Genomic DNA, 13,865 nt, shown 5'->3' with positions numbered 1-13,865 from the left:
CGCGCCACAGAGCCGGGACCGCGGGGGCTCCCAGCCCGGCTGGGCCGTGTGCGGCTGGAGGCAGACGCAGACGCGGCCGGCGTCCGTGGCCCGTTCCCAGCGGGTGTGAGCACCTGAGCCACCGGGCCCGGGCGCGTCGGTCGGAGCGCCCGGGCCTCTTTGTCCTGGGCGGAGGGCCGGCCTCACAGGGCGCCGCGACGACATGTGCGGGGGGCGTAACCCCGGGCGCCGCCGCCGTGTGACGGGCTGGAAATTCCCTCTTCCTACGGTGCTGATCTCGGGCTGCCGCCACCGGCGGGACGGTCCCGGCCCGGGAAAGCGCACACACCTCGGGATGGGGAATCGGTGGCATCTGGCTCGGCGGACGGCACTGTCCGCACGGTCTGCTCGTACTGCGGCGTCGGCTGCGGGATCGTGCTGGACGTGACACGCGACCCCGCCGACGGCCGCCGCCGTGCCACCAAGGCGTCCGGGGACAAGGCACACCCGGCCAACTTCGGGCGCCTGTGCACCAAGGGAGCGACGAGCGCGGACATGATGGCCGCGCCGGGGCGGGCACGCAGGGCGCTGGTCCGTGCGGAGCGGGGCGCCGCGGCGGTCGAGACGGACGTGGACGAGGCCGTGGCGTCGGTCGCGGCCCGGCTGCGGGCGATCCTGGACGAGCACGGCCCGGACGCGCTGTCCTTCTACGTGTCCGGGCAGATGTCCCTGGAGGCCCAGTATCTGGCGAACAAGCTGGCCAAGGGCTTCGTGCGCACCCACCAGATCGAGTCGAACTCGCGGCTGTGCATGGCCTCGGCGGGCTCCGGCTACAAGCTGTCGCTGGGTGCGGACGGCCCACCCGGCTCGTACCAGGACTTCGACCACGCGGACGTCTTCCTCGTCATCGGCGCCAACATGGCCGACTGCCACCCGATCCTGTTCCTGCGCATGATGGACCGCGTGAAGTCGGCCGGCGCCAAACTGATCGTCGTCGATCCGCGCCGCAACGCCACCGCCGACAAGGCCGACCTCTTCCTGCGGATCAGGCCGGGCACCGACCTCGCCCTGCTGAACGGCCTGCTGCACCTGCTGGTCGCGGGCGGCCACACCGACGACGCGTTCATAGCCGAGTTCACCGAGGGCTGGGAGGAGATGCCCGCCTTCCTCGCGGAGCACCCGCCCGAGAAGGTCGCGGAGATCACCGGCATCCCCGAGAGCGACATCCGGCGGGCGGCGCAGCTGATCGGCGAGGCCGGTGAGTGGATGAGCTGCTGGACGATGGGCCTGAACCAGTCCACCCACGGCACCTGGAACACCAACGCCCTGGTCAACCTGCATCTCGCGACCGGCGCACTGTGCCGGCGGGGATCCGGTCCGTTCTCGCTCACCGGCCAGCCCAACGCCATGGGCGGGCGCGAGATGGGATACATGGGCCCGGGGCTGCCCGGCCAGCGATCCGTGCTCGACGCCGCCGAGCGGGCCTTCGTCGAGCAGCTGTGGGGCATCCCCGAGGGCTCACTGCGCGCCGAGTCCGGGCGGGGCACCGTCGAGATGTTCGAGCGGATGGGCACCGGTGACATCAAGGCGTGCTGGATCATCTGCACCAACCCGGTCGCCTCGGTCGCCAACCGCAGGACCGTCATCGCCGGCCTGGAGGCCGCCGAACTCGTCATCACCCAGGATGTGTTCGCCGAGACCGAGACCAACGCGTACGCCGACGTCGTGCTGCCCGCGACGCTGTGGACGGAGTCCGACGGCGTCATGGTGAACTCGGAACGGAATCTCACCCTCGTGCCGGGGGTCGTCGACCCGCCCGGACAGGCGCTGCCCGACTGGCGGTTGATCGCCGAGGTGGCCCGCGCGATGGGATTCGCCGAGGGCTTCACGTACGCCTCGGCCGAGGAGGTGTTCGAGGAGCTCAAGCAGGCGTGGAACCCGAGGACGGGGTGGGACCTGCGCGGCGTCTCGTACGAGCGGCTGCGCGGCACACCGGTCCAGTGGCCGGCACCGGCCGCCGACGGCCCTGACCGCAATCCGATCCGCTATCTCAACGACGGTGTCAGCCAGACGCTGCTGGAGCGCGAGGACGGCACCCGTCCCCGCCTGGCCTTCCCCACCGCGAGCGGGCGCGCCCGGTTCTTCGCCCGTCCGCACCTGCCGTCGGCCGAACTCCCGGACGACGACTACCCGTTCGTCCTGAACACCGGGCGCCTCCAGCACCAGTGGCACACCATGACCAAGACCGGCAAGGTCGCGAAGCTCGCCAAACTCGACCCCGGCCCGTTCGTGGAGATCCATCCGGAGGACGCCGAGGCGCTCGGTGTCGTCGAGGGTGATCACCTGGAGGTCGCCTCGCGCCGCGGGCGTGCCGTGCTGCCCGCCGTGGTCACCGACCGGGTCCGGCAGGGAAGCTGCTTCGCCCCCTTCCACTGGAACGACCTGTTCGGCGAGTACCTCAGCATCAACGCCGTCACCAACGACGCGGTCGACCCGGTCTCGTTCCAGCCCGAGTTCAAAGTCTGTGCCGTCGCCCTGGCCAGAACGGCCGCACCCGTACGTCCGGCCCGCCCGAGCACCCACCCGAGGACCACGCCCGTGCCACCCGCCCCCGTGCCCGTACCGGCAGCCGCGACGGACTCCCCCGTCCGGGCGCTCGCCACGCTTTTCGGCATCGCGGACCTCGCCCCCGCGTCGCTGGCCGAGCCGGAGCGCCGCTACCTCTCCGGCTACCTGTCCGGCCTCGCCCTGAACCCGCCCGACGGGCGCGTCCCCGTGCTGCCGCCGGGCGCGCCCCTCGACCCGGGTCACGCCCTGTGGGTCGACGGCGTCCTCGCCGGCATGTTCTCGCGCACGGCCGGCGAGGCGCCTGCCCGGGTGCCCGCACGGACCGCGGCGGCGGGCACGGACACCGCCGTACCGACCCGCCGTCTCCTGGTCCTGTGGGCTTCTCAGACCGGCACCGCCGAGGAGTTCGCCGCCGGCGCCGCCGCGCACCTCACGCAGGCGGGCCTGGACCCGCAACTGCTGCCCATGGCCGACGCGAACCCGGCCCACCTCACCGCGGACACCGACGTACTCGTCGTCACCAGCACCTTCGGCGACGGCGACGCCCCCGACAACGGCGCCGGGTACTGGGAGGCGCTGTGCGCCCCGACCGTCCCGCGGCTGGAGGGGATCCGGTACGCGGTCCTCGCCTTCGGCGACTCCAGCTACGACGATTTCTGCGGCCACGGCCGCCGGCTCGACGAGCGTTTCGCGGCACTCGGCGCCACCCGCCTCGTCCCGCGCACCGACTGCGAGCCCGACTTCGAGGAGAGCGCCGGGCAGTGGCTCGACCAGGTGGTGACCGCCCTGGCCATGGCCGGCGACCGGCAGGCCGCGGCACCGGGCGCCGGCGCGGGCACGGGTGCGGGCGGGGGCGGGGGCGCCGACCCGGGCGCGGGGACGGACATGGCCGGAGCCGCCGTCACCTCGTCCGTCGCCGCCGCCGCACCGGCCGGCCACACCAGGGCGTCACCGTTCGCGACCCTGCTCATCGGCAACAGGTTGCTGAGCCTGCCCGGTTCCCAGAAGGAGGTACGGCAGTTCTCGCTGGACACCCGTGGCGGGGAACTCGCCTACGAAGCCGGTGACGCCCTCGGCGTGTGGCCGGCCAACGGCGCGGGGCTCGTCGCCGAGTGGCTCGCGCTCACCGGACTCGATCCCGACGAACCCGTGGACCTGGGCGACGGTACGCCGCTCCCCCTCGAAGAGGCGCTGCGCACCCGCCTGGACATCGCCCGCATCACCACCGACCTGCTCAGGTTCGTGACGGAGCGGACCGGCAGTCATCAGCTGAAGCGGCTGCTGCGGCCCGACAACAAGGACGCGCTCGCGCAGTGGAGCTGGGGCCGGCAGGCCGTCGACGTCGTCGCGGCGTTCCCGGTCCGGGCGTCGGCCGCGGAATGGACCGCGGTGCTCAAGCGCCTCCAGCCCCGGCTGTACTCCATCTCCTCCAGCCCGCTCGCGCACCCCGGCGAGGTCCGCCTCACCGTCTCGGTCGTCCGCTACACCAACGATCTCGGCCGCGACCGCAAGGGCGTGTGCTCCACCTACCTCGCCGACTGCGCCGACGACGGTCCGGTGCAGGTCTTCGTGCAGCGCTCACCGCACTTCCGTCCGCCCGCCGACCCCACCACGCCGATGGTCATGGTCGGGCCCGGCACCGGCGTGGCACCCTTCATCGGCTTCCTCGAAGACCGCCGCGCCCGCGGCCACACCGGCCCCAACTGGCTGTTCTTCGGCGAGCAGCGCCAGGCCACCGACTTCTACTACCGCCAGGAACTGGAGGCGTTCCGGGGATCCGGCCAACTCGACCGCCTCGACCTCGCCTTCTCCCGCGACCAGCGCAACAAGATCTACGTCCAGGACCGCATGCGCGAGAACGGCGCCCGCCTGTGGCAGTGGCTCCAGGACGGCGCGCACCTCTATGTCTGCGGCGACGCGGGCCGCATGGCGAAGGACGTCGACCAGGCGCTCAGGGACGTCGTCGCCACCCACGGCGGCCTGGACTCCGAGGAGGTCACCGCCTACGTCAGGCGCCTGTCCGCGGACAGGCGCTACGTCCGTGACGTCTACTGAGGGGACCTGCCGCCGCCCCGTGTCGGCACCGGCCCGTTGCTCACGGCACGTACCCTCGTGCCCATGGTTGATCATCGAATGGTTGACGCGAACGGCATTCGGCTGCACATCGCCGAGCAGGGCGAAGGCCCCCTGGTGGTGCTCCTGCACGGCTTCCCCGAGTCGTGGCACTCCTGGCACCGCCAGTTCGGCCCCCTGGCCGACGCCGGCTTCCGGGTCGTCGCGCCCGACCAGCGGGGATACGGGCGCAGCGACCATCCCGACGACGTGGGCGCGTACTCGATCCTGCACCTGGTCGGTGACGTCGTCGGACTGATCCGGGCCCTCGGCGAGGAGAAGGCGTACGTCGTCGGGCACGACTGGGGCGCACCGGTCGCCTGGCACACCGCGCTGCTGCGACCGGATCTGGTGCGCGGGGTGGCCGGCCTGAGCGTGCCGCCCCCGTTCCGGGGGACGCAGCCTCCGCTGGCCGCCATGGAGAAGATGTTCCACGGCCGCTTCTACTGGAACTACTTCAACCGCCCCGGCGTCGCGGACGCCGAGTTCGGCAGGGACCCCCGCACCGCCCTGCGGAAGTTCTTCTACTGGGCTTCCGGGGACGCTCCCGAGGCCGGTGAGGGCAGGCAGCCGTTGGTCGACCCCGAGCGCGGCTGGCTCGCCACCATGCCGGACCCCGAAGTGCTGCCGGCGTGGTTCACCGAGGAGGATCTCGACGCACTCACCGAGAGCTTCTCCAAGGGCTTCACCGGAGCCCTGAACTGGTACCGCAACCTCGACCGCAACTGGGAACTGACCGCACCCTGGCACGGCGCCGTCGTCACCCCGCCGGCCCTGTACCTCTACGGCGACCGCGACGTCGTTCCCGCCTTCCCCGGCACACCGGAACTCATCGAGCGTCTCCCCGCCCTGATGCCCAACCTGTGGCGCGCCCCCATCGAGCTCGCCGGCTGCGGCCACTGGACGCAGCAGGAGCGTCCGGACGAGGTGAACACGGCGCTGATCGACTTCCTCAGGGCGTGTTCCTGACCCTGCTGCCGGCGCCCGGCCGCCGGTGCCCAGTTGCGGTTCAAAGGAATTCGATCGCCCCGGCGGCCGGAGGCGGTGGCCCGGCGTGTCCTCGCGCCGGGGACCCGTCAGCGTCTGCGGCCACGCGCCGCCCAGCCGCTTCCCACGCCCGCGAGATGCAGGGCCAGGAGCGTGAGACCGATGAGCATGATGTTGGTCTGGGTGAAGACCTCATTGGTGGAGATGTCGGCCGCGTCGATCAGAAAAGCGATGAAGAACAAGGCCGCCGCAACAATGGCCAGCATGGTGTCCGTCCTCCCGGTCGGGTGAGGTCGCGGGTCGCGATGCTCTCCGCATTCCCCCCGCCCGCCCTTCCACGCAGTCCGCGGCCCGCCGCATGGATCGCCTCGCGCGAGCCATGGCGGCGGGCCGCGGACTGCATGGACCGCCTGTCACATACCCGATGCCGACCGGCGGGCGCGCAGCTTGCCGAAGAGTCGCTGGGCCTGGGCTCGGCGGCGTGGGTCGGCCGCGGTACGGCGTACTTGTTCGATCGTGCGCCGACCCTGCGGGCTCCGCGCGAACTGCTTGAGTCGTTCGACAACTCCGGACACGACACTCCTTTCGACAGGGGGTGCCCTGCTCTCGTCAGGTCCCGTGACGTCCGACTACCCGTTGACCGGCGGTCCAGCCCCGGCCGGGCCGGTTCAGCCGGTCAGGTGCCGTTGCAGCCAGTCGGCGGCGGCACGGCGGAAGAGCCGCCGGTTGTCGGCGCGGAGGAAGTCGTGGCCCTCATCGCGCAGCGTGAGCAGTTCGGCGCTCAGGCCACGTTCGCGCGCTGCTCGTACGAACTGCTCGGACTCCCCGGGCGGCACGTTGGTGTCGTGCTCCCCGTGCACGGCGAGCACCGGCGCGCGCAGCGCGTCGATGCGGCTCATCGGGGAAAGCGTGCGCAGCAGTTCGCGGTCGCGCTCCGGGTGGCCGTACTTGTGAGCCGCCGACTGCGCGATCCAGGGCTCGGTCCCCTCGAAGAAGGTCGCGAAGTCCGACATGCCGCACACCGCCACCCCGGTACGGAACAGGTCCGGGTGCCAGACGAGGGAGGCGAAGGTGAGATAGCCGCCGTACGAGCGGCCCATGACGGCCAGCCGGGACGGATCGGCCGGGCCGGCCAGCACCGCGTGGGCGACGCAGTCGGCCACGTCGTCGATCGCGGCGAACCGGCCGCGGGCCAGGTCCGCGTCGACGAACGACCGGCCGTATCCGGACGAGCCCCGTACGTCGGGCGCGAAGATGTCCAGTCCCCGCCCGAGGATCTCGTGGTAGAGCGGGTTCAGGACGGGGCGTTCCTGTTCCTCGGGACCACCGTGCAGATGGATCACACAGGGCGCCGGTTCGCCGGGGCCGCGCCCCGGCGCACGGTAGTACCAGCCGTTCAGCGGCAGTCCGTCCCGTGCGGTCAGACTCAGCTGAACCGGTCGCACGGGCGGGCGGCCCGGGGGCACGGCGTCCTCGTCCCGGGACGACCACGGGGTGCGCGCCAGGGCCACCCCCTCGGGGAGCCACCACACCCCGGGGCGGCGCTGGGAGCCGGACAGGGCCAGCAGCAGCCGCGGGCCCGCGTCGACGATCCGGGTGGCCACTTCATGGGGCAGCGGCACCGGCCGGGGCGGTCCGGTGGTGGCCCCGGCCGTACCGGACGGGCCTGTGTCGAGGACCTCCACCTCGCTCACGCCCCGGACGTTCCAGGCCAGTACGGCGGTGCTGCCGTCATGGGCGCAGTGCAGCAGTTCCAGGTCGCTGTCCTCACGCGCGGCCGCGACGGACCAGCCGTGCGGCTGTCCGTCCCGGTCCAGTCCGGCGGCGAGCAGGACCGCGAACTCGCGGTAGGCGTCGCTGCGCAGCCAGAGGGTGTCCGCGCGGGGAGAGAACCGGCCGATCCACGGGTCGCCGTCGGCCACCGGCACCACACACGTCGTGGTGCGGTCGGTGGTGCGCGTCACCACCGCCTCGCGTCGTCCGCGGGGCCCCCGGCGCAGCAGCGCCAGGCCGCCGTCGCGGCTGAGGTCGCACACCCGCAGTGTCGCCGCGTCCTGTTCGGCGGCGAGCAGGACGGGGGCGGTCAGACCGTCGGGGTCGATCAGATAGGCCGACAGTCCGTCGCCGAAGCCGGCGGCCGGAGTGTGGCGTCCGTCCCATGAGGCGCCGGGGGCCGTCACGTCGGCGGTCGCCGACGGGGGCGGCCATCCCAGTCCGCTCTCGGAGTGGGGCGCCGCACCGAGGAGCACGGCGTCGCCGTCCCGGCCGGCCCGACCGGGCGGCAGGCGGTCGGCGGACGGGCCGGGTCCGGCCGGAGTGCCCGCCGCCACGCTCTGAGGCGCGGGTACGGCGGTGGGGACCGCGACGGTCACCGCGATGGCCGATCCGTCATGCGCCCAGCACCCCAGATGGGCGGAGCTGCCCGGTTCGGCTCCGGCCAGGATGTGACGGTCGGTGCCGTCGGGGCGTACGCACAGCACCCGCAGGTGTTCACCGCCGCCGGGGGCCGTGGTGTAGGCGATCCATCGGCCGTCGGGCGACCAGGAGACCTCCTGGACGGGGTCCGGTTCGGTGTCGAGCAGTCGTACCTCGGCGCCGTCGACGGACCCCACCCACAACTGGGGCACACCACCGCGGTCGCAGATGTAGGCCACCTGGGCGCCGGCGGGGTCGGCCGAGGGGTACCAGCAGCCGTGCGCGACGAGCCGTGTCGTCGCGTCGCGCGGACCGGCGGCGTCCGGCAGCGGGATGCGTGCGGGGGCGGCGAAGCCGGGGGCACGGCCGTCCGGGGCCGGTGGCGCCGGGCCGGCATCCCGCGTCGGCTGCCCGGCGGTGGTCGTGCCCGGGCCGGCCGTAGGCTCCGCGGCACGCTTGTCGGTCAGATTCCGTGCGTCTGCAGCCATATCTCCAGCAAAGCCACTTGCCACAGCGCGTTCGCTCCGCGCTTGGTGCGGTGTCGGTCGGGGGCGGCCAGGAGTTCGGCGAGGTACGCGTCCTTGAAGAGTCCGCGCTGCCTGGCCTCGGGGGCGTTCAGTGCCTCGCGTACCCGCTCCAGGACGGGTCCGGCCATATGGGTGATCGCCGGGACCGGGAAGTACCCCTTGGGCCGGTCGACCACCTCGCGGGGCAGCAGTTTCCGGCCGGCGTCCTTCAGGACGCCCTTGCCGCCGTCGGCCAGCTTCAGCTCGGGGGGACAGGCGGCGGCCAGCTCGACCAGCTCGTGGTCGAGGAACGGCACACGGGCCTCCAGGCCCCAGTCCATGGTCATGTTGTCGACCCGTTTCACCGGATCGTCCACGAGCATGACATGGGTGTCGAGCCGCAGGGCTGCGTCGAGAGCGGTCTCGGCGCCGGGCGCCGCCATGTGCTCCCTGACGAACCGGCGGGAGACGTCGTCCGGCGGCAGCATGTCGGGCTGGAGCATGGCGGACAGGTCGGCGTGCGACCGGTCGAAGTAGGTCTCGGCATACCTCTCCGGTTCCTCCTCGCGGGCCGCGGAGGCGAGTTGCGGATACCAGTGGTAGCCGGCGAACACCTCGTCCGCGCCCTGACCGCTCTGCACGACCTTCACGTTCTTGGCCACCTGCTCGGCCAGCAGGTGGAACGCCACCACGTCATGGCTCATCATCGGCTCGCTCATGGCCGCGACCGCCGCGTCCAGGGCGGTCGACACCCGCTCCGAAGGAACCATCAGCTGGTGGTGGTCGGTGGCGAATTCCTTGGCGATCAGGTCGGAGTACCGGAACTCGTCCCCTTCGACCCCGCCTTCGGATTCGAAGCCCACACTGAACGTCGCCAGGTCCCGCTGACCCTCGTCGGCCAGCAGTGCCACGATCAGGCTGGAGTCCAGGCCGCCCGAGAGGAGGACACCGACCGGCACGTCGGCGACCATCCGGCGGCTCACGGCGGTGCGCAGCGCGTCGAGCACCGCGTCCCGCCATTCGCTCGGGCTCATGCCCGCGTGCTCGGCCCGGCGGGTGTACGTCGGCTGCCAGTAGCGGTGGTCCTGGAAGGTGCCGTCCGGCTCGACGGTCCGCACGGTGGCCGGGGGGAGCTTGCGCACCCCGGCCACGATGGTGTGGGGTGCGGCCACGGTCGCATGCCAGCTGAGGTACTGGTGGACGGCGACCGGGTCCAGTGTGGTGTCGACGCCGCCGGCGGCGAGGAGAGCCGGAAGCGACGAGGCGAAGCGCAGCCGTCCGGCGGTCTGCGCCAGGTACAGGGGCTTGATGCCGAGCCGGTCGCGGCCCAGTATCAGGCGGCCGGTCCGGTGTTCGACGAGTGCGAACGCGAACATGCCGTAGAAGCGGTCGACACAGGCGGTCCCCCATTGCTGGTACGCCTTGAGGACGACCTCGGTGTCGGAGGTGGACCGGAACCGGTGGCCGAGGGCCGCCAGTTCGGCGCGCAGTTCCTCGTAGTTGTAGATGCAGCCGTTGAAGACGCCGGTGATCTCGTGCTGGCCGTCGGTCATCGGCTGTGATCCGCGCTCGGACAGATCGATGATCTTCAGTCGCCGGTGCCCCAGCGCCACGGCTCCCCGGGACCAGATCCCTTCACCGTCCGGGCCGCGGGGGGCGAGCCGGTCATTCATCCGTTCTACGGCCGTGAGGTCGGGCCGCCCGCCGTCGAAACGCATCTCTCCGCTCAGACCGCACATCAGGCAGCACCCCCACGGTGTGGGTGCGGGTCGCGTGGTGTCGCGAAGCGCGCGGGCCGGGCCTTCGGTATCTGGTCGGGGGTCGGCATGGTGCTCTGTTCTCCTTCGTGTCCGTACGGGAGCCGTCGGGTGGCCCGGTGAGGCGGCAGGCGTCGTCGTGGGCCGTGCGCGTCAGTGGCCGGCGATCCGTGCCCGGCGGGAACCGGAAGCGTCCGCGGCGGGCCGCCCCAGGGGTGTGACGTTCCCCTTGAGGCCGGTGGCGGGCCGACGGCGCCGGGCGGGGTCGCCGCGGGTCTCCGCGATCGCCAGATCGGTGCAGGCAAGCAGGTCCTCGGCCGTGGCCGTGCGGCGCATGCGATGGGCGGCGCTGCCCTCCTTGAGCGCCCGCTCCGCGAGGTCCCGGACCGTCCGCCAGTCATCGGCGGCCTCCAGCGCCGGTCGTACCCGCCTGAGCAGGGCGCGCACGACCTGTGCGGCGGGCGCCTCGTGGCGGGTGTAGGGGTCGATCAGGGTTCCTTCGAGGCCGGATCGCGCGGCCCGCCAGGACGCGGCGCGCAGCCACTCGTGCCGCCCCTCGCAGGCGGGGGCCCGCGTGCTCGTCAGCCGGTCCCGGGCCTCGGTCACGAGGGCCCGGAAGAGTGCCGCGATGAGCACGACCGTCTCCACGCGGGGGCAGGCATCGCAGATGCGCAGCTCAAGGGTCTGCTGATGGGCGGAGGGCCGTATGTCGTAGTAGATCATTCCCGGGTCGCTGATGACGCCCGAGTCGATGAAGCCTTGGACGGTCGCGTCGTACGCGGCCGCGTCCGCGAAGCAGCCGACCGGCCCGGCGGTGGGCCAGCGCTGCCACAGCATCGTGCGCCAACTGGCGTAGCCGGTGTCGGCACCCAGCCAGAACGGAGAACTCGCGGACAGGGCCAGCAGCACGTGCAGCCACGGCGACACTTCGCACATGATGCGGACGGCCAGGTCGCGGTCGGGAGCGTCGACGTGGACGTGGGTTCCGCAGATCAGCTGCTCGTCGGCGACCATGCGGTACTGGTCGACCATGCGGCGGTAGCGGTAGCCGGCGGTGGGGTGGATGTCGGCGGTGCTGGCCAGCGGCACCGTTCCGGCGGCGACCGCGGCCAGCCCGTGAGCGGTCGCGGCGGCGTCGAGCTGCCTTCTGGTGCCGATGACGTCGGCGTAGAGGTCGCCCAGAGATGTGTGCACACCGCTGTTCGTCTCCACGGTCGCCTGCTGCATCTCGGTGGTGAAGGTCGGTCTCGGAAGCTTCTCCAGCACCGTGTCGGCTCGTGACACGAGCAGGCCCGTCTCCACCTCGACAATGTGGAATTCCTCTTCCACTCCGATGCGCACGGTCACGACGCTCCTATGGGGTGACGGACGGAGGCTGACTGCCCTCGCCCTGGGAACCGCTCCCGACGCCGCGGGCGGCGGGCGATGAATCTCCGACTTCCCAGCTGGCCGATGGCTAAGCAGTGACGCTCGAACGAGTTGCTTGCATCACAGATGAGCGCTCTCGAGGACGGCTGGGCCCACGGCGCGCACCGCCCGGCCCGCGGAGGCGCGCGGACAGCGGATGCCTACAGTGGAGTGAGGCATCCACCCCGACATCCCGAGCGGAGCACGCATGAGGTACTCCTCCGCCGGACCGGACGAGGGACCCGACGCCCTCTTCGATCTCGACGCCGTCGCCGCCGCGGCACCGGTAGGGGGCGCGGGCGACAGCGGCGGCCGGGAACCGGGGCGCGTTCCGGAGAACCGCTTCGCCTTCCGTGACTCCCCCACCGCCCGCCGCCTCCTGCCGGTACGGACCGTCTACGCGGAACCGGCGGCCGCCACCTCCCCACGGGGCCGTCAGATCCTCGCCCGCTTTCCGCACGCCGAGGTGATCGAGGTCGATTCCCACTGGCTCGTCCCGGGGCTGCACGGCAACGAGGGGAACGTCGACCGCTGGGTGCGCGTGAAGGGGGAGACGCTGGTCCTGGGTGAGAAGAAGACCCTGACCACGCGGCCCAACGGCCGCTCCGCCGACTGGATCGCCCCCGGGCCCTCCAACGGATGCGCCATGGCCTGCGCGTACTGCTACGTGCCGCGCCGCAAGGGATACGCCAACCCCATCACCGTCTTCACGAACATCGACGCCATCATCGCCCACCTGGCGCGCCACATCGCCCGGCAGGGCCGCAAGCGGGAGCCCAACCAGTGCGACGAGTCGGCCTGGGTCTACGACATCGGGGAGAACGGCGACTGTTCCGGTGGACGCGTTGATCTGCGACAACACCGCTGACCTCGTGCGGGCCTTCCGCCAGTGGCCCTCGGCGAAGGCATCGTTCGCCACCAAGTTCGTCAACCCCGACCTGCTGGCGCTGGACCCGCGGGGCCGCACGCGTATCCGTTTCTCGCTGATGCCCGCGGCGGACTCGCGGCTGCTGGACCTGCGGACGACGCCGGTGGGCGACCGGATCGCCGCCGCGGCGGACTTCCTGGACGCGGGGTACGAGGTCCACTTCAACCTCTCCCCCGTGGTCCTGCGGCCCGGCTGGGAGGAGGCGTGGACCGAGTTGCTCCGCCGGCTCGACGACGTCCTGCCCGAACGGGTCAAACGGCAGGCGGCCGCCGAAGTGATCATGCTCACCCACAACTGGGAACTGCACGAGGTCAACCTGGGCTGGCATCCCCGCGCCGAGGAGGTGCTGTGGCGGCCCGCTCTCCAGCAGGGCAAACGCTCGGAGAACGGGGCCCTGAACGTGCGCTACACCAACCGGGTCAAGGCGCAGGCCGTCGACACGCTGCGCGGCCTCGTGGCGGCCCATGCGCCCTGGCTGCGCATCCGGTACGCCTTCTGAGGGCTTGGGCGCCGTCGGCGAACATCTCCGGCCCGTCAGCGGGTACCCCCTGCACAGGAGGTTCTGATGTTCGAGGCATCCGACATCCGCGAATGGCGGAGTCATGACGTGGTCGACGCGGACGGACACAAGATCGGCGTTCTGGAGTCGGTCTACGTGGACACCGGAAGCGACCAGCCCGTCTTCGCCACGGTGACCGTGGGTCTGCCCACGCGTCGCCGCCTGGCGTTCGTGCCCCTTGCCGGGGCGACGGTCGGTCCGGGCTACCTGAAGGTCGCCCAGACGAAGGACCGGGTGAAGAAGGCACCATCGATCGACACCGACGGCGAACTGCCCGCCGCCGAGGAGCCGGCCGTCTTCGCCCACTACGAACTGCCCTACACACCGGGCACCGGCGGCGAGCGACGCCTGGCCCGCCGCTGACCCACCCGAGCCCCCGGGAGATCCGATGACCGTGTTCCTGTTGCTGATCCTCGTGGCCCTCGTCCTGGGCATCATCGGATTCGCCGTCCATGGCCTGTTCTATCTGCTGGTCATCGGCGCCGTCGTGCTCCTGGCCGCTTTCGTCTTCGGCGCGACGCGCTTCCGCCGGGGCGGGCGCAAGCACCGCATCGCCCGCTGACCGGGGCTCGACGCCGGGGTCGCGTGTTCACGCCGGGAGACTGCAAGCTGGTACGGAAACGCCCATGACGGGCGCGGGGCACACG

8 protein-coding genes and 1 pseudogene are annotated in these 13,865 nt (G+C 72.0%); 5 read left to right on the top strand and 4 right to left on the bottom strand.

What is annotated here, in order from left to right:
- The first annotated feature begins 345 nt into the window (after nt 1-345).
- Together ACIGYR_RS06690 and ACIGYR_RS06685 are read left to right on the top strand one after the other, a co-directional pair.
- Nucleotides 346-4,602 carry a molybdopterin-dependent oxidoreductase gene (locus ACIGYR_RS06690; protein WP_399601948.1) on the top strand — a complete coding sequence of 1,419 codons (4,257 nt, stop codon included), beginning with the start codon at nt 346-348 and terminating at the stop codon, nt 4,600-4,602.
- A gap of 63 nt (nt 4,603-4,665) precedes the next feature.
- On the top strand, nt 4,666-5,628 hold the full coding sequence (locus tag ACIGYR_RS06685) for an alpha/beta fold hydrolase (RefSeq protein ID WP_399601945.1): 963 nt from the start codon (nt 4,666-4,668) through the stop codon (nt 5,626-5,628).
- Between the two features lie 107 nt (nt 5,629-5,735).
- Here ACIGYR_RS06685 and ACIGYR_RS06680 read toward each other — a convergent pair whose 3' ends face one another.
- The 4 genes from ACIGYR_RS06680 to ACIGYR_RS06665 all read right to left on the bottom strand — a co-directional run bounded on the left by ACIGYR_RS06680 (nt 5,736) and on the right by ACIGYR_RS06665 (nt 11,671).
- Nucleotides 5,736-5,912 (bottom strand): hypothetical protein, encoded by a 177-nt coding sequence (locus tag ACIGYR_RS06680; protein WP_399601943.1) that lies wholly within the window; start codon nt 5,910-5,912, stop codon nt 5,736-5,738.
- A 402-nt stretch (nt 5,913-6,314) separates the two neighbouring features.
- On the bottom strand, nt 6,315-8,549 hold the full coding sequence (locus ACIGYR_RS06675) for a S9 family peptidase (protein ID WP_399601940.1): 2,235 nt from the start codon (nt 8,547-8,549) through the stop codon (nt 6,315-6,317).
- On the bottom strand, nt 8,525-10,306 hold the full coding sequence (locus tag ACIGYR_RS06670; protein ID WP_399601938.1) for an N-acetylglutaminylglutamine amidotransferase: 1,782 nt from the start codon (nt 10,304-10,306) through the stop codon (nt 8,525-8,527). Before ACIGYR_RS06670 ends, ACIGYR_RS06675 begins: the two co-directional genes overlap by 25 nt.
- Before the next feature lie 171 nt (nt 10,307-10,477).
- Nucleotides 10,478-11,671, bottom strand: a complete 1,194-nt coding sequence (locus tag ACIGYR_RS06665) for a glutamate--cysteine ligase (RefSeq protein ID WP_399601936.1) — start codon at nt 11,669-11,671, stop codon at nt 10,478-10,480.
- 268 nt (nt 11,672-11,939) lie between these two features.
- Between ACIGYR_RS06665 and ACIGYR_RS06660 the strand changes: the two are divergent.
- The 3 genes and pseudogenes from ACIGYR_RS06660 (at nt 11,940) to ACIGYR_RS06650 (ending at nt 13,780) form a co-directional block, all read left to right on the top strand.
- Nucleotides 11,940-13,158, top strand: a pseudogene (locus tag ACIGYR_RS06660) (spore photoproduct lyase family protein).
- A gap of 66 nt (nt 13,159-13,224) precedes the next feature.
- Nucleotides 13,225-13,581, top strand: coding sequence for a PRC-barrel domain-containing protein (locus ACIGYR_RS06655; protein ID WP_399601933.1), 357 nt, complete (start codon nt 13,225-13,227; stop codon nt 13,579-13,581).
- A 25-nt stretch (nt 13,582-13,606) separates the two neighbouring features.
- The gene (locus tag ACIGYR_RS06650; RefSeq protein WP_399601932.1) at nt 13,607-13,780 is read left to right on the top strand and encodes a hypothetical protein; all 174 of its coding nucleotides are present in this window, start codon (nt 13,607-13,609) and stop codon (nt 13,778-13,780) included.
- Nucleotides 13,781-13,865: the final 85 nt, after the last annotated feature.

Source organism: Streptomyces sp. NPDC053076, assembly GCF_044546845.1.
Classification (GTDB): domain Bacteria; phylum Actinomycetota; class Actinomycetes; order Streptomycetales; family Streptomycetaceae; genus Streptomyces.
The sequence above is the reverse complement of the archived record's forward strand: the minus strand, read 5'-3'. Positions and strand labels throughout refer to the sequence as shown.